Genomic DNA, 16,282 nt, shown 5'->3' on the forward strand with positions numbered 1-16,282 from the left:
CATAGCTTTAATGTTTTTAAATGATTATAAAATAATATGTTAATTACTTGCTCAACTCTTCGATTCTACGTTCGATGAATTGGGATAGGGTCGGATCTGCAGCCATTTCCTTACTTTTTTGAAAAGCGGCAATAGCTTCATTTTTCAACCCAATATTCTCATAGCTTGTTGCTAGATAAAAATACGATTCTGCATCGGGTTTGATCTCGATGACGGTAAGAAAGCGTTCTACAGCGCGGTCAAACTGTCTTGACTGCATAGAAAACAAACCTAATGTTTTGTTGGCCTCTAGATTTCTTGGATCACTCGCTACAACTTCTCGCAATATAGCAATTCCTGCCATAGGATTGTTAGTCCCTGTGACCATCGTAGCGCCGAGTCCGGTTTTCGCAGCTAAGCTGCTCCCATCCAGATCTACCGCTTGTTGATAGGATTCCATCGCCATGCGGTTCAGCTCTCTCGCCAACACGGTATCTTGTAGATTCGTGTATGCTTTACGATAAGCGTCACCAGCCTGCAACCAATATTCGAATTTCGGAGTGGTTTTGGCCATCTCTTCATACACGAATCCTTGTGGTGCATATTTGGCTAGATCATCCCATTTCTCGGCAAGCTGTTCCAATACCGCGATGCGCTGTTCGCCATCAAGACTTGCTAACTGCCCTTCTAATTTCGTGATCTCATCGGCCAAAGCGGCATTCATACCTTGCTTAGACATGGCAGATACATCTTCCATGGTAAACATCGGCATAGTGCTTGCATTGCTCGCACTCTCCGTTGCCTGAGGCTCTGTTACTAAACCTTTGATAGGCTGTGCCAATAATAGTCCCATAATCAGAACTACTGCCAACACAACCACTACCTGTATTTGTTTAGTATTTTTCAAGGTCACTTATTTCTTGTTTCCGCTTTTTACTTTCTCGACAAACACTTTGGCCGGCTTGAAGCTTGGAACAAAATGTTCTGGAATAATGATTGCCGTGTTTTTAGAAATGTTACGCGCGGTTTTTTCAGCTCTTTTCTTCACTACGAAACTGCCAAAGCCTCTTACGTACACGTTCTCGCCACCTACCATAGCTCCTTTTACTACCTTAAAGAATGCTTCTACTGTTTCCTGAACATCTACTTTCTCTAAACCTGTCTTGTTTGAGATTTCTGCGATGATTTCTGCTTTAGTCATATTGTGCTTATATACTGAATTTTCATTACAACCCCTAGGCGCACAGCACTTTGGGGACGCAAAGGTATCGCTTTATATTGACGTTTAAAAATAAATATCGTTTTTTAGCCAGTTAGGGCATATAATCCCGTCATGGTGATATTCGTTGCTAAACTTCAACTCCTTAAAAAAGGAATCGCAAAGATAAAATTTTATATCTGAAAATCAAACAGTTGTTTCACTATTCGGCCTGTTAAATTTATCAAAAAAAACATGCCCGCGTCATCTTTGATGAGCCAGATATTTAATATAAAATCGTGAACTTAAAATCTAAGGGATTGAAATTCGTAACAAGCTCTTCAATAAGTTCATCGCCATACTTAACATACAAAGTGGCAAAATTCTCCGATCGCTCCTGCAATCCACCGCCTGGAAATAGGCGATCCTTCACCCGTTCAATCTGAATTAAACCATCCTGATGGTTTCTTTTGTCGGATTTCAGCAGCTTTTTCTCTAGGCTATTAATGGCCTTTTTAAGCCTCGCTTTTACCGCCTCAGTACTTGGCCCCAAGCTTGGATCAATCTTATGTGTCCGCAGCTTCATCTTGCCAAAGATCGCATTGAGCTCCATCCACTCATCTCGTAAAGTCAGACGATGTTTGGTGTAACGCCGAACGTAATCATTCTTCAACACATCCAGGGGCTTAAAGATGCTTTTTAACGTAAGATCTAACCTAAAAATCTTCCCAACCACTGAATCGTCAGTGATGATTGCCGAATTGCGCGGTACCAATATCGGAAATGGAATTTGATACTGATCGAAGTTGGCTTTTAGCTGTAACCAATATACGATCTCGGCTCCGCCACCGATGTAGGCAAGATTAGGCAAAATAAGTTCCTGATAGAGCGGACGCATGACGACATTAGGACTAAAGCGCTCGGGATGTGCTGCAATCTCTTCTCGTAATTCGGCCTCGGTAAAATAGCGTTGCTGATGTAAGACTTCAAATCTACCATCGGCGTTACGTACGATGCGCTCACGGTATTCATCCGTCAGATAAAAGAAATTGATCTCACGCGCATTTACCTGCGTAGCAAATCCTTCTTTATTGAGTTGTGCAGAAGTGGCTTCAATCGCTTCGAAACTATTCTCCGAAAGGACATCTTGTTCTATAATCGGGGCAAACAGTTGCTTCAACTCCGGTCGGTCCGCATCCACGATCAGTAAACCGTATTCTTTAAACAGCTCGTGCACCAGCTTGCGAGTAGCATCGGCTAAGGATCGATTTTGCAAATACGCATCTTCTACCAATTGAGCTAACGCTTGAGAATGGCCAGATAACCCTAGCATCCCGACATATTCACGTACCGCCTCCACGATATCCGACGTAGACATCCGCCCAGTGGCAGCAATAGTCGGCGTATCCCAGCTTACCTTTTTTCCATGTACGCGCGTATGATTGATTTCCGCAAAATCGTGATCCTCGGTCGCCATCCAGTATACTGGTACAAAATGGTTTTCGGGATACGTTTTTTTAAGATCTCTTGCCAACCTGATGGCCGATACAATCTTGAAAATAAAATAAAGTGGGCCGGTAAAGATATTGAGTTGATGGCCGGTAACAACCGTGAAAGTCTGCGCATCACCTAAAGCCGTAATTTGCTGCGCAACCAAAGGAGCGGTTTCTAGCAGACCGGCGTATTGTGCCTGCAGTTGCTCTACCAAGAGCGTACGCGTGGCTGCTGGGAAAGAGGATTTCTCGGCGATCTGCTTTCCAAAGTTTTCTACTGTTGGTCGATGACCATAGAATGGTGCCAATTTCGGATCCCCATCGAGGTAAGCCAATAATGTTTTCGAAAAACTGTTGGTATCTTTATAATCGATGTATGTGGCTTTCATTCTCTTACCCTAAATTTAATCTGCACAAAAGTAGTGCTTTTAACACCTATTCGGCACGGCAACATAAGATTTGACAAATAAATGAGCCCCAGAAAAATACCGAACGGCAAGGATAATTATCTAACGATAGTACCGTACAAGTCGAAATCTTCTGCGCGATCGATCTTCACCTGTACAAAATCGCCCACACGAGCATAGTCTGTTGTGGCGTTTACCAACACCTCATTATCTACCTCAGGCGAATCATATTCGGTACGGCCTACAAAATAATCGCCATCTTTCTTATCGATCAATACGCGATATTCGTTACCCACTTTGTCCTGATTCTTATCAAATGAAATACCCTGCTGGATTTCCATGATTTGCTCCACGCGGTATTCCTTTACCTCTTCTGGCACGTCGTCGATCAAGGTATGTGCATGCGTTTTCTCTTCGTGCGAATAGGTAAAGCAACCTAAACGATCGAATTGGGTATCTTCTACCCAACGCGACATCTCTTCGAAGTCAACTTCGGTTTCGCCCGGATAACCACAGATCAGCGTAGTACGCAAAGCGATATCGGGTACTTTGTCCCGAATCTTGTTGACAAGATCTATCGTTTTTTGTTTGTCTATGCCTCGGCGCATGGACTTCAACATATTATCGGTAATGTGCTGAAGCGGCATATCCAAGTAATTACAGATATTGCTTCGCTCATTCATCACATCGAGAATATCCATCGGAAAACCAGATGGATACGCATACTGCATACGAATCCAATCAATGCCCTCCACATCAGAAAGGTGACGCATCAAATCCGACAAATTGCGTTTGCCATAGATATCTAGGCCGTAATAAGTAAGATCCTGGGCGATCAAGATCAATTCCTTCGTCCCGTTAGAGGCCAAGAATTTGGCTTCTTTCACTAAGTCTTCAATAGATTTCGATACGTGCTTACCACGCATCAGCGGAATCGCACAGAACGAACAAGGGCGATTACAGCCTTCGGCAATCTTAAAGTAGGAGAAATGAGAAGGTGTCGTTAGCAAACGCTCGCCTACTAATTCATGTCGATAATCTGCTCCAATGCTGGAAAGTAAATCGGGCAGGTCGTTAGTACCAAAGTACGCATCTACATTGCTGATCTCGGCTTGTAACTCGGGCTTATAGCGCTCCGAAAGACATCCGGTCACGATCACCTTATTGACTTTACCTTGTTCTTTAAGTTCAGAGAATTGCAGAATGGTATCGATAGATTCCTGCTTGGCGTTGTCGATAAACCCACAGGTATTGATAACCACGATATCGTCTGCTTGAATGTTGGATGATTCGTGTACCACATCGATACGATTTCCTTTCAACTGCCCCATCAATACTTCACTGTCGTGGATGTTTTTCGAACAGCCGAGCGTCACTACGTTTACACGTGGCTTACGCATCAATGGAGCTACCTTTTTTTCTTTCGTTCTCATACTATCTCTTTCCAATGCTTAGGCGATAACCTTTTGGTAGATCACGCATCCGCATATCCTTATTTTGGGTAGGCTCTCTCTTATTTAAATAAAGAGTCTACAAAATCTTTTTTCTGAAACAACTGTAGATCGCCGATCTTCTCCCCGACACCGATGTATTTTACCGGAATTTTGAATTGATCGGATATCCCAATAACAACACCACCTTTGGCAGTACCATCTAATTTAGTCAATGCTAATGCATTCACGTCTGTCGCTTCTGTAAATTGCTTACATTGCTCAATGGCATTTTGCCCGGTAGATGCGTCTAACACCAATAAAATTTCATGCGGCGCGTCTGGCACTACCTTCTGCATCACATTTTTGATCTTTGTTAGCTCATTCATCAAGCCAACTTTATTGTGCAAACGCCCAGCCGTATCGATAATGGCGACATCATCACCGTTGGCAACTGCGGATTTTATAGTATCAAATGCAACTGATGCTGGATCAGAACCCATAGGTTGCGCAACAACACGCACGCCAACACGATCTCCCCATAACTGGATCTGATCGACGGCTGCTGCACGAAAGGTATCTGCTGCACCAAGCACGACTTTGTTACCGGCTTCTTTTAGCTGATGAGCCAACTTACCGATTGTCGTTGTTTTCCCAACACCATTCACGCCCACCACCATAATCACGTACGGCTTGTGGTCGCCATATTCCAATCGCTCAAAATCGTCACTATTGTTCTCAGCAAGTAAGGATTGGATCTCATCCCGGAGCAATCCGTGAAGATCATCCGTACTCACATATTTATCTTTGGCTACACGCTTCTGAATACGATCTACGATCTTCAGCGTGGTAGTGACCCCTACGTCGGATGTAACTAATACTTCCTCCAGATTATCAAGTACATCATCATCTATGGTCGATTTTCCAACAACAGCTTTGGTGATTTTGGAAAGGAAACCATCTTTGGTTTTCTCCAATCCTTTATCAAGTGCCTCATGGGCTTCCGGTGTCTCTTGCTTTTTCTTAAAAAAATCGAATAATCCCATGCTGAATTATATTTACTTAAGGTGAAATATCACTATCGTTCTATACCTTTCGCTCCGCGAAAGAAAGCCAAATATACTAAAAAAGCCCTTTTGGCAATGACCAAAACGGCTATGAATCTTTTATTAAGGATGATCTTAAAAAAGAAAGGTACAATGCTTATTTAGAAGATGCAGAGACTACGTCTTTGACCTTGTCATTGTGTACCATACTTTCTTTGAAAGTATAAGCGCCTGTTTTTGCAGACTTAGCGGTAAGGATTACTTTTGTAAACTCTTTACCACCACCTTTTTGTAATGATGCAACTGCCTTCTTTGCCATGGTATGTTATATTTTATGCGATGACCTTCGCGAGCATACGCTACTACGAAGTACATCACAGATGCTTACTTAATTTCTTTGTGAACCGTTACTTTTCTCAATACTGGGTTGAATTTTTTCAATTCCAAACGCTCAGTAGTGTTTTTCTTGTTCTTAGTGGTGATATAGCGAGACATTCCTGGAAGACCAGTTTCTTTGTGCTCTGTACACTCTAGAATAACTTGTACTCTATTTCCCTTTTTAGCCATTTTCCTATGCTTTATTTAGACCCTCACGGGCTTGTAATTTCTAATAAATATTGACTTCTGATACAACAGGCTGTATAGTAGTAACTACTAAACGTATCCTTTTTTTATGAATTTATCGATAACCGCGGTTATACCGTTCTTGTTGATCGTTTTGATCGCAGCAGTAGATACTTTCAATGTAATCCAACGATCTTCTTCTGGAATGTAGAAGCGTTTAGTTTGTAAGTTCGGATAGAATCTTCTTTTGGTCTTCGCGTTTGAGTGAGAAACGTTATTCCCTTTCAATGCTGATTTGCCTGTTAAATCACAAATTCTTGACATGATATCTGATTTTTAATGTTGTATTTTGTTCAATACTCTCTTTTCAAAGAGTTTGCAAATATCTAAATTTCTTTTGGGATATGCAATATGACTGCACAATATTTTTTTCGAAAATATGGAATTCACCCGTCTTAGCACGGGTTTTGGCACACAATATGTGTTACAACAAACGTCCTTGTATAGCACTTTCTCATAGGGAATGGCAATTGTGCTATACAGATTTCTCACAAAAGAACGTATTTTGCGGACAGATTGGATGGAATGGACTTTAAATAGTTTTCAACAATTCACAATATGAACAAGTATTTACTGCGAGGCTTTGCTTTACTCATCATCGGTGCTATCACCACAATCTACAGTTTAAATTTGATGCAGACTGATAGTAGCATCTATAAATTAATTATGCCGATAGGCGTATTGTGCTTTGGCGGCGGAGTTATCTTTACTATGTATAGCGTATTCCGTAAAATTGACCGCAGCACTTTGCAACGCTATCGCCGCGATCAGCAAAGTTTAAAATAATAAAAAGTGCATGATTATTCGCACACAAGGTATTGCGCTCAAGCTCACGAATTATTCGGAGAACAGCATTGTAGCTCAGATATTCACCAAAGATTATGGACTACAGTCCTATCTTATCCAAGGAGCAAAAAAACCTAAGGCGAAGATCCCACTTGCCATTCTTCAACCTTTTCACCTGCTGGATATGCTAGTCTATCATAAAGATAGTAACCAGCTTCAGCGCGTGAAAGAAGCGCGGCAATATCCTGTACTGCGCGACATCCCTTTAGACATTGTCAAAAGTTCTATCGCGATGTTTCTCAATGAGGTGCTCTACAAGGTATTGCGCCACCAAAACCCCGACCCCATCGTATTTCAATACATCGCAGATTCGATCCAATGGCTAGATCAGGCATCCGCAAAATTGGGAAACTTTCATTTATTATTTCTAATCGGACTGAGTCGACATCTGGGCTTCTATCCGATCCAGACGCAAAAGCAATACCTCGATCTTTTAGAAGGCATATTCACCAACAGTTTACCAGCTCACGCTCATTTCATAGCCGAGCCTCATACCTCTACTTTTCGGCAGCTGATGCTTTGTGGCTACGAATCGATGCATCAAGTCACTTTATCTAAAGACGATCGCCGGTATCTATTGGACAAGATATTAGATCTTTATCGTCTACATACTGAAAACTTTGGCGAAGTGCGATCCCTGTTTGTTTTAGAGGAAATATTCGCTGCATAAAACACAAAAAGCCCGATATCGCGTGATATCGGGCTTTCTGACACAATAAATATATTTAATATCTAATCGTAGTCTTAAATAAGTTTTACATTTACCGCGTTAAGGCCTTTACGTCCTTGCTCTACTTCGTAAGATACGTGGTCGTTCTCACGAACCTTGTCTACCAAACCTGACACGTGAACGAAAATTTCGCTCTCGCCAGAATTTGGAATAATGAAACCGAAACCTTTAGTTTCATTGAAAAATTTTACTGTTCCTTCTTGCATTTTGTATTGATATTATTGTCCCATAAAGATATTGAATATAATTAATAATTTGGAATTATTTTTACGAGCTCTTAAACCAAAAGAAAAAAAACAGGTCTTTCTGTAACAATTGAATAGTTTTTGACGTATCATATTTAAAAGACAAACACATGAAAAAATTCATTTACTTAATGGCTCTTATCGGCCTTGTATCGACAAGTACTGCACAAACTACGACAGCTGACAATGCCCGTAGAGTGGCAACTAGAGGTTATGCAGAAAAAGAAGTCACACCAGATATCATTTATCTAGCAGTATCGCTTCGCGAATACTTAGTAGATGGCAATGCTAGAAAGAAGGTAACGATCGAAACGTTAGAAAAACAGCTTTTTGATGCCGCGCTTAAAAACGGGGTGAAACAAGAAGACCTAACCATACAAAATATTTACAGCTACAATTACGAAACCAAAAAGAATAAGAACTTAGAGCTGTTGCAAGCACGTCAATACCGCATCAAGGTAACGGACTTGTCCAAATTAAACAGTCTATTTGATGAGGTAGATAGCCGTGGTATGCAGAGTACTTCCATCAGCGAATATGATCATTCACAAAAGCGTCAGATTGAACGTGACTTGAAAACACAAGCGGTGAAAGATGCCCGTACGAATGCGGAAGTACTAGCCAGTGCTGACGGCCAGGCAATCGGTAAAGCCCTTATGATTAACGATAATAGCTCTTTTAGCTGGAATGACATTATGCCTACAGCAGGCCGAATGTATGCTATGAACTCAAAATCTGCCGATATGATGGAAAGTGCTGATGAGGCTAGTAACATTAATATCAGCATTCGCCCGATCAAACTGATCGCGAATATTGACGCTGTCTTCGAACTAAACAGCAAATAAGCAGGATGAGTAAAACACGCATCTTTGCATTGGTCGGAATAGTCGTGCTGGTCCTGGCTTTTCTGACCAATCCTAGTCAAGAAAGACAAGAGGAAGTATTGCGCGCAAAAGCGAAAGAACTCCTCACTTCACAACTCGATTACAAACATGAAGATGCTATGCAATTGGGCATGATGTTGTTTGGAGATCGAGTGATCGATGAATTCCTGATCAACAATGTTCACATCAAGAATTACTATTTGTTTTCCCTAATTGAAGTCCGATGGCAAGCTGAAGCTCAAGTCGTGGGCGTAGGCGCATTTGGACATGTATGGCTCAGCCCAAAGATCGATGAAGAAGCCGACAAGATTATTCGCATACTCAAAGACTTATAATGCATTTAGATATTCTTTACGAAGATGAATACCTTATTGCGGTCAATAAACCCCACGGATTATTAGTACACCGATCGCCTATCGCAAGTGATGCTAGTGAGTTTGCATTACAAATCTTGCGGCAGCAAATCGGTAAATTCGTGCATCCAGCGCATCGGCTGGATCGGAAGACCAGCGGTGTGTTGCTTTTTAGCTTGAATCGAGAGATGGATGGTGTCATACAGCCTATGTTTGCCAATCGGCAAATGAGCAAAAAGTATGTAGCGATACTCCGCGGCCATGCTCCTGCAGAAGGCACGATTGATTATGCCTTAAAGAAAGAAAACGGCATGATGCAGGACGCCATCACACATTATAAAACTTTGGCACTCGCAGAAATAGATTTGCCTTTCGGCAAGCACCCTACTTCGCGCTATAGCTTGGTAGAAGCGCAACCGGAAACCGGCAGAATGCATCAGCTACGTCGGCATTTTGCGCATATCTTGCACCCGATCATTGGCGATCGCCCACATGGCTGCAACAAACAAAACAAGTTGTGGAAAGAAACTTTTGAAATGGATACCATGATGTTGCATGCTTCATCTCTATCGTTTACGCATCCTGTGCTCAACACAACGATTTCTATAGAAGCGCCTATACATTCAGAGTTTGCGCGTGTTTTGGAAACTTTGGCCATTTCACCCACTGTGGTACCCGTGCCGAGTTTGGCACTACCGTTAGATGTCTAGCATTTTACCCGATCAATCTTTCTCGGCTTACACGTATTTTGTGTATTTTTGGGCGACTTTGAACGAAGAACTTTTATGACTAAAAACACCGCATTAACCAATCATCATATTTCTCTAGGTGCTAAAATGGTACCTTTCGCTGGCTTTGATATGCCGGTGCAATATTCGGGCATCAACGACGAGCATGAAACAGTACGTACCAAAGTAGGTATGTTTGATGTGAGCCACATGGGCGAATTCATCTTGAAAGGTGACCACGCTTTGGAATTGATCCAAAAAATCTCTTCTAATGATGCAGCCAAGCTATACGATGGTAAGGTACAGTATGGGTACATCCCAAATGAGACCGGCGGTGTAGTCGATGATTTTTTAACGTACCGTATAGATGAAAAGACGTATTTGCTCGTTGTAAACGCTTCAAACATCGACAAAGACTGGGACTGGATCTCGCGCTACAACACCTTTGGTGTAGATATGAAAAACATCTCGGATGACACTTCTTTGTTTGCCGTACAAGGCCCAAAGGCTACTGATGCGTTGCAATCATTGACTGATATTGACCTAGCTCCGATGGAGTACTACACCTTTGCTAAAGGAACTTTCGCAGGTGTAGACAATGTATTGGTCTCTGCTACGGGATATACCGGTGCTGGAGGTTTTGAGATTTATGTAGATAACGAGCACGCGCAACAAGTGTGGGATGCGATCATGGAAGCAGGCGCAGAATATGGCATCAAGCCGATAGGATTGGGTGCGCGCGATACCTTACGCTTAGAAATGGGCTTCTGTCTATACGGCAATGATATTGATGATAGTACTTCGCCATTAGCGGCGGGCTTGGGCTGGGTAACGAAATTCACAAAAGACTTCGTCAATAGCAGCAACCTAAAAGCCGAGAAAGACGCAGGCGTAAAGCAAAAATTAGTTGGATTTGAGATGATTGACCGTGGTATTCCACGCCATGATTATCCGATCATAAATGCGGAAGGAGAAACCATAGGACGCGTGACTTCGGGAACGCAATCGCCTAGCTTAAAGAAATCCGTAGGCTTAGGTTATGTAGATACTGCATTCGCCAAAGAAGGCACAGAGATTTTTATTCAGATACGTAATCAATCGATCAAAGCAGTGGTAAAGAAACCACCTTTTGTAAAATAGAAATTTCTAAAAAACAATACAACAAAAGAGGAACTCGTTACGGGTTCCTCTTTTTCTTTTTTGCCTTGCGTTGAGGTTGGGAGGTGACCAATTGATCCTGAGACTTGGCTTGTACGGTGCGGCTGACGTATTTGAGCAACACTACCTTCAAATAGATGAATACCACGATCAGCGCAATAGATAGTCCGAAGAAAAGCACGTGCCCCACACGATACGCTGCCACCGTACTCATGATCATCAATATGATTCCCAGATTTAGTATTACGTTGAAAATTACTTTCTTGGTCATAGCTATAGCGAATTAAGAAATACCCGTCACTTTACGACGGATTAAGGTAAAGTAGATGATGCCGGCAAAAATATTCAATACAATAATGAAAATCGCAAGCCCTATACGCTCTAAGTTATCGATATATGACGACCGCATGATTTCAAGCATCACCAACACCACCCAGATCATAGACACTAACAACGACACACTAATCATGACCGGTGCTATCGGCAGCTGAAACACAACTAAGGTCAAGGATAGACTATAAAAAACCAGACTAAACAAAAAGGCTTGTTTAGTCTGGCGATACATTTTTTGCATCCTGCAAATATAAACTTTTTTTGAGTCGTAAGATGCTATGGGAAAATGCCCAACTCCTCGTAGGCCACACCTACTTTATTAATGGCACAAACAAAAGCTGCTGTTCGCAAATCTTCGACACCATCTTCTCCTTTCCAAATATCCCACACTTCACGGTATGCACCGATCATCGTGTCTTCCAAGCCAGAGTGCACTAGGTCGATCTCGTCCGGACCCCGCAACAGAATCTTTTTCTCTATCTTCGACACCTTTTTATCCGTCATCGACTCGATAATATTTAAGATTTCGGCATACATGTTTTCGTCAAAACGCTTCTCCAAACGACCGTAGCGAACGTTACTCAAATTCTTCAACCACTCGAAGTAAGAAACCGTTACACCGCCAGCGTTTAGGTAAATATCAGGAATAATTAATACTCCCTTTTTATTTAAAATTTCATCTGCTTCTGGTGTTAGAGGACCATTCGCGGCCTCGCCAATGATCTTAGCTTGAATCTTATCGGCATTACTCTCATTGATTACCGCTTCTAAGGCTGCTGGAATCAGTATATCGCAAGGATATTCGAGTACTTCGTTCGAAGTTTTTATACTTTTGGCATTCTCAAAGTTTAGGATAGAACCTGTCGACGCCCGATGCGCTACCACAGCTTCTAAATCCAGCCCATCTTCATTGTAAATTGCACCTTCGTACTCGATCAGACCGACCAAAACAGCGCCTGCTTCTTGGAAAAACTTCGCGGCATGGTAGCCTACATTACCCAAACCTTGCACAATAATGCGTTTGCCTTCTATACCGACCGACAAACCAAGTCTTTTCATGTCTTCTTCAATATTACAGGCTTCGCGAACGCCATAAAAAACACCTAAACCAGTCGCTTCTACGCGGCCACGAACACCGCCTTGCGTAACGGGTTTTCCGGTTACACACGCATTAGAATACACTTCATTGGGATGCAGTGAGCGATATGTATCCACAATCCAAGCCATTTCTCGCGCACCAGTACCGTAATCTGGCGCTGGAACATCTACACCTGGGCCAATGAAATTTTTCTTCACAAGCTCACTCGTATACCGACGCGTAATTTTCTCTAACTCATATTCCGAATATTTAGTGGGATCTATACGAATTCCTCCTTTGGCACCTCCAAATGGCACATTGACGATCGCACATTTGTACGTCATTAGCGCCGCCAAGGCCATCACTTCATCTTGGTTTACGGCCATGCTATAGCGAATACCGCCCTTGCATGGCGTGCGGTGGTGAGAATGTTGAATACGATACGCTTCGATCACTTCAACATTATCGCCAATTTTTACCGGGAACTTAACTTGTAATACAGAATTGCAGGCTTTGATTTGCTCTAAGATCCCTTTGGAAAATCGGGTATACTTTGCGGCCTTGTCGAAGTTCTTTTCTACCCCTTTAAAAAAGCCAAAATTGCTTGGTATTGAATTGTCCATAAAAATATTTTTAATTTATACTTATGTTTACGTTGGTCATAATTACAATAAAGTTAACATATTATCGATCAATACCGAATTCAACTTGTGATTTTTATCGTCATATAACACACATAAATCATGCCGTGCGAAGCTATCAATTGCAACCAACAAAAAACGCCACCTCTTCAGGTGGCGTTTTTTGTTCCATTATGGAGGCTTAATACACGTCCAGTTCTGGATCAATTTCTTCTTTCCAGGCCAAAATTCCACCTTTAAGGTTGGATAGGTTGGTGTAACCTTCGTTTTCCAAAAGCATAATCGCCTGCGCACTTCTCTTGCCCGAACGGCATTGCACAATCACTGGAATATCCTTCGAAATTTTGTCTGCTTCGATCACCACGCCTGATAAAGGAATGTTTAAGCCATTCAGATTTGAAGTTTCATACTCAAATGGTTCTCGCACATCTATTAATTGAAATTCCTCGTTATTATCGATCTTTTGCTTTAATTCTGTAACCGTTACTTCTTTCATACGTATATAAATTTAATAATGTTGTAGTGCAGGATGTTTGTCTATACTGTAACACACCTTGTTTCAGCAGACAATTACCATACCACGGCTCTACTCAAATATAGACTTTGTACCTTAAAAGAACAATAGCTTACAGCAAAGGCTTTGTCATGTTTTGTGTCTATTGATATCTATTTACAAATCAAACCCATGCTAGAAACTCCGCTTCTTTTTTTATTTTTACGGTATGACCCATCCATTATTCTCCATAAAAAAACTTAGTCTTGGTTTTGGTTTGATGTTATCAAGCTTGACGTTATCTGCACAGGTGGCGGAAATACCTTATCTGGAACGCATATTGAATACCTTATCGTCCGACGAGATGCGTGGTCGCCATGCGCTGACTCCAGATATCGAACGCGCGGCAGATTTTATTGCCCAAGAATTCAAAGAGATTGGTTTAAAACCCTACGCGGAGGAGAATTACCGCCAAACTTTTTACCTGAAAAGAATCTCAGCAGCAGGACAGAATGTAGTGGTCAACGGCACAACATTAAGCCCTGATCAATTTCTGATTTTTGGTAGACCTGCGGAACTCAACTGGGATCAAAGCCAAGCGATCAAAACGAGTGTCATTGGAGAAGATGCGGATTTCTCCCAAGCATTTAGAGCGCATGCTCTGCAAGGAAAGGACGATGAGATTATCTGGGTACATCCAGCACATAAAGGGCTCTTGAATCGCTTCAAAAAGATGATTGGCGAAGAAAGTTTAGTTCCTGTATCTGCCGATGCACCCCAAGCGGCGACTAAATTTTTTGTGATTCAGGATGCTGCACCGCAAAACTTTCAGTTCACGGCAAAAAGCAACCAAAAGGAAATTCCTTTGTTTAACGTGGTCGGTATGCTTCCCGGGAAATCCAAACCCGAGGAGTACGTAATTCTCTCTGCACATTATGATCATATTGGCATTATCGATGCCGTAGGGCAAGATTCCATTGCCAATGGCGCGGATGATGATGCTTCGGGAACTACCGCGGTCATTGCGCTAGCAAAACACTTCAAAGCCTTAGACAACAATGAACGTACCTTGCTTTTCGTAGCGTTCACCGCAGAAGAAATCGGCATGTATGGTTCAAAACATTTTGGCAATACGATAGATCCAGATAAGGTAGTCGCGATGATCAATATTGAAATGATTGGCAAAGACTCCAAGTTTGGTCCAAATACGTTATACATTACCGGATTTGAAGCATCTGACTTAGGTCAATTAGTACAGAAGCAAGTCGAAGGATCCGCTTTTACTTTCCATCCAGATCCGTACCCACAACAAAATCTATTCTATCGTAGTGATAATGCCACATTAGCGGCATTGGGTGTGCCTGCTCATACGTTTTCTACCTCGCAAATTGATAAGGATGAATATTATCACACGGTGAAAGACGAAGTTGCAACCCTAGATATTGAAAATATACGTTCTAGTATTGAAGCCATTGCCCATGGCATTGTCGGTATCGTAAGTGGGAAACAGACTCCTACACGTGTAGAAAAGTTAAGGGAATAAACGTCAGGAAATAGCGACTTAAAGCGCCTTCTGCATCACGTAATCATCGAGCACATACCCATGGTACGGAATATCAATCTCATAAGCGACCACAAAGCCGACTTTGAGGTAGAAGTGGTAAGCCTTGTTTTGACGGTTGACATTGAGTTCTAATGTCTGAAAAGATTGCGCTTTTGCAAGTTCAGCAGCGAAGTTAATCAGCAATTGTCCATATCCTTTACCTTGTGTAGAAGGAAGCAAATACAAACTTTCTATTCGGAACTCTTTCTTTTCTGGAACTGGTCGTACAGCGAGAAAGCCGACTGCTTTTTCTTCCTCGTATAGCAAATAGAAAATCTTGCCCTGCTCCACAGCCTGAGACAATCCTTCGACGGAATAGGATTGATCCAGCATAAAGGCGATCTGTGCCGTAGAAAGGATTGGGCTATACGTCGGATACCAAATCTCCTGCGCGAGCTGTGATATCACTTCAAAGTCTGATGGAGAGGCCGGTCTGATGTTTGGATTCATAATGCTTCTCCTATAATTAGCGTATTCCCGCTTCGTGAATGTATGTTGACAAAGCCATCTGCAATCGTGTTATATGCTCCATCACCGATCGGTTTCAAGTTTTCGACGGTATAGCCTTCTGCGGCGTCGATGACCTTCATCACGTTGCCCTCTGGCATCCATTTATGAAAAGTGGATCGTAGAATGTATTTAAACTGCTTACTATATACTGCAAACGTAAATTCTTTGCTATGTTCCAATAGGGAATCCGCCGGAAAATTGTTCCAAAGAATATGTAGCGCGAATTGCTTTTTACCTGTGAGATAATGCAAGGCATCTGGCAAAATGCTGTGTAGTGGCAAGATAGAGATACCATCTTGATCAACCTCAACGTCTGGCTTCGCCGTAAACACCACATCTATCTTAATCCCTCTGGAAATCAGATAATCAACGTTGGTATGCGTTGTCAATACAATGGGACTCCATTCGAGTAATTGACCGAGCGATTCTTCGGATAAAGCATCCGCATCGATGATGAGTAGCGCGGGTTCTTGATTCTCTCGAATGATATGATGGGATGACAT

The 16,282-nt window shown here is 42.1% G+C and carries 21 protein-coding genes and 1 pseudogene; 7 read left to right on the top strand and 15 right to left on the bottom strand.

Going from position 1 to position 16,282, the window contains the following annotated elements; translation table 11 throughout:
• Positions 1-43: 43 nt before the first annotated feature.
• From AC3IRT_RS16800 to rpmB, 8 genes and pseudogenes are all read right to left on the bottom strand, one after another.
• The gene (locus tag AC3IRT_RS16800) at positions 44-886 is read right to left on the bottom strand and encodes a tetratricopeptide repeat protein (protein ID WP_489394352.1); all 843 of its coding nucleotides are present in this window, start codon (positions 884-886) and stop codon (positions 44-46) included.
• A gap of 6 nt (positions 887-892) precedes the next feature.
• Positions 893-1,186: pseudogene (locus AC3IRT_RS16805) on the bottom strand (HU family DNA-binding protein); the annotation flags it as partial.
• Positions 1,187-1,463: 277 nt separating this feature from the next.
• Positions 1,464-3,059 (bottom strand): bacillithiol biosynthesis cysteine-adding enzyme BshC, encoded by a 1,596-nt coding sequence (gene bshC / locus AC3IRT_RS16810; protein ID WP_489394353.1) that lies wholly within the window; start codon positions 3,057-3,059, stop codon positions 1,464-1,466.
• A 116-nt stretch (positions 3,060-3,175) separates the two neighbouring features.
• Positions 3,176-4,510, bottom strand: coding sequence for a 30S ribosomal protein S12 methylthiotransferase RimO (gene rimO, locus AC3IRT_RS16815; RefSeq protein ID WP_489394354.1), 1,335 nt, complete (start codon positions 4,508-4,510; stop codon positions 3,176-3,178).
• An 80-nt stretch (positions 4,511-4,590) separates the two neighbouring features.
• Positions 4,591-5,553 (bottom strand): signal recognition particle-docking protein FtsY, encoded by a 963-nt coding sequence (gene ftsY / locus AC3IRT_RS16820; protein ID WP_489394355.1) that lies wholly within the window; start codon positions 5,551-5,553, stop codon positions 4,591-4,593.
• 157 nt (positions 5,554-5,710) lie between these two features.
• Entirely contained in the window at positions 5,711-5,872 is a 162-nt protein-coding gene (locus tag AC3IRT_RS16825) for a DUF4295 domain-containing protein (RefSeq protein ID WP_489394356.1), read from the bottom strand.
• 65 nt (positions 5,873-5,937) lie between these two features.
• The gene (gene rpmG / locus AC3IRT_RS16830; RefSeq protein WP_066755820.1) at positions 5,938-6,120 is read right to left on the bottom strand and encodes a 50S ribosomal protein L33; all 183 of its coding nucleotides are present in this window, start codon (positions 6,118-6,120) and stop codon (positions 5,938-5,940) included.
• 87 nt (positions 6,121-6,207) lie between these two features.
• A complete protein-coding gene (rpmB, locus tag AC3IRT_RS16835) occupies positions 6,208-6,441 on the bottom strand; it encodes a 50S ribosomal protein L28 (RefSeq protein WP_489394357.1) in 234 nt (77 codons plus the stop codon).
• 294 nt (positions 6,442-6,735) lie between these two features.
• On the opposite strand from rpmB, the gene AC3IRT_RS16840 reads away from it, so the two are divergent.
• The gene (locus AC3IRT_RS16840) at positions 6,736-6,963 is read left to right on the top strand and encodes a hypothetical protein (protein WP_489394358.1); all 228 of its coding nucleotides are present in this window, start codon (positions 6,736-6,738) and stop codon (positions 6,961-6,963) included.
• 10 nt (positions 6,964-6,973) lie between these two features.
• Positions 6,974-7,693 carry a DNA repair protein RecO gene (gene recO, locus AC3IRT_RS16845; RefSeq protein ID WP_489394359.1) on the top strand — a complete coding sequence of 240 codons (720 nt, stop codon included), beginning with the start codon at positions 6,974-6,976 and terminating at the stop codon, positions 7,691-7,693.
• A gap of 74 nt (positions 7,694-7,767) precedes the next feature.
• On the opposite strand, the gene AC3IRT_RS16850 is transcribed toward recO, so the two are convergent.
• Complete coding sequence (locus AC3IRT_RS16850; protein WP_066755833.1) at positions 7,768-7,959, bottom strand: cold-shock protein; 192 nt, start codon at positions 7,957-7,959, stop codon at positions 7,768-7,770.
• A gap of 149 nt (positions 7,960-8,108) precedes the next feature.
• Here AC3IRT_RS16850 and AC3IRT_RS16855 point away from each other — a divergent pair, with 149 nt between their 5' ends.
• From AC3IRT_RS16855 to gcvT, 4 genes are all read left to right on the top strand, one after another.
• Positions 8,109-8,843: an SIMPL domain-containing protein gene (locus AC3IRT_RS16855; RefSeq protein WP_489394360.1), complete on the top strand. Its 735-nt coding sequence runs from the start codon at positions 8,109-8,111 to the stop codon at positions 8,841-8,843.
• A 5-nt stretch (positions 8,844-8,848) separates the two neighbouring features.
• Positions 8,849-9,217, top strand: coding sequence for a DUF4359 domain-containing protein (locus tag AC3IRT_RS16860; protein ID WP_489394361.1), 369 nt, complete (start codon positions 8,849-8,851; stop codon positions 9,215-9,217).
• Positions 9,217-9,945: a pseudouridine synthase gene (locus AC3IRT_RS16865; protein ID WP_489394362.1), complete on the top strand. Its 729-nt coding sequence runs from the start codon at positions 9,217-9,219 to the stop codon at positions 9,943-9,945. The genes AC3IRT_RS16860 and AC3IRT_RS16865 overlap by 1 nt, the downstream gene beginning before the upstream one ends.
• Before the next feature lie 75 nt (positions 9,946-10,020).
• Positions 10,021-11,103 carry a glycine cleavage system aminomethyltransferase GcvT gene (gene gcvT / locus AC3IRT_RS16870; RefSeq protein ID WP_489394363.1) on the top strand — a complete coding sequence of 361 codons (1,083 nt, stop codon included), beginning with the start codon at positions 10,021-10,023 and terminating at the stop codon, positions 11,101-11,103.
• 37 nt (positions 11,104-11,140) lie between these two features.
• On the opposite strand, the gene AC3IRT_RS16875 is transcribed toward gcvT, so the two are convergent.
• From AC3IRT_RS16875 to AC3IRT_RS16890, 4 genes are all read right to left on the bottom strand, one after another.
• Positions 11,141-11,392, bottom strand: coding sequence for a DUF6358 family protein (locus AC3IRT_RS16875; protein WP_489394364.1), 252 nt, complete (start codon positions 11,390-11,392; stop codon positions 11,141-11,143).
• Positions 11,393-11,404: 12 nt separating this feature from the next.
• Entirely contained in the window at positions 11,405-11,686 is a 282-nt protein-coding gene (locus tag AC3IRT_RS16880) for a hypothetical protein (protein WP_489394365.1), read from the bottom strand.
• A 44-nt stretch (positions 11,687-11,730) separates the two neighbouring features.
• Positions 11,731-13,155: a Glu/Leu/Phe/Val family dehydrogenase gene (locus AC3IRT_RS16885; protein ID WP_489394366.1), complete on the bottom strand. Its 1,425-nt coding sequence runs from the start codon at positions 13,153-13,155 to the stop codon at positions 11,731-11,733.
• Positions 13,156-13,354: 199 nt separating this feature from the next.
• Positions 13,355-13,669: a rhodanese-like domain-containing protein gene (locus AC3IRT_RS16890; protein WP_489394367.1), complete on the bottom strand. Its 315-nt coding sequence runs from the start codon at positions 13,667-13,669 to the stop codon at positions 13,355-13,357.
• Positions 13,670-13,895: 226 nt separating this feature from the next.
• Between AC3IRT_RS16890 and AC3IRT_RS16895 the strand changes: the two genes are divergently transcribed.
• Complete coding sequence (locus AC3IRT_RS16895) at positions 13,896-15,209, top strand: M20/M25/M40 family metallo-hydrolase (RefSeq protein WP_489394368.1); 1,314 nt, start codon at positions 13,896-13,898, stop codon at positions 15,207-15,209.
• An 18-nt stretch (positions 15,210-15,227) separates the two neighbouring features.
• On the opposite strand, the gene AC3IRT_RS16900 is transcribed toward AC3IRT_RS16895, so the two are convergent.
• Together AC3IRT_RS16900 and AC3IRT_RS16905 are read right to left on the bottom strand one after the other, a co-directional pair.
• Complete coding sequence (locus AC3IRT_RS16900; protein WP_489394369.1) at positions 15,228-15,719, bottom strand: GNAT family N-acetyltransferase; 492 nt, start codon at positions 15,717-15,719, stop codon at positions 15,228-15,230.
• Complete coding sequence (locus AC3IRT_RS16905; RefSeq protein WP_489394370.1) at positions 15,716-16,282, bottom strand: hypothetical protein; 567 nt, start codon at positions 16,280-16,282, stop codon at positions 15,716-15,718. The genes AC3IRT_RS16900 and AC3IRT_RS16905 overlap by 4 nt, the downstream gene beginning before the upstream one ends.

This window comes from Sphingobacterium sp. KH_072 (assembly GCF_057837975.1).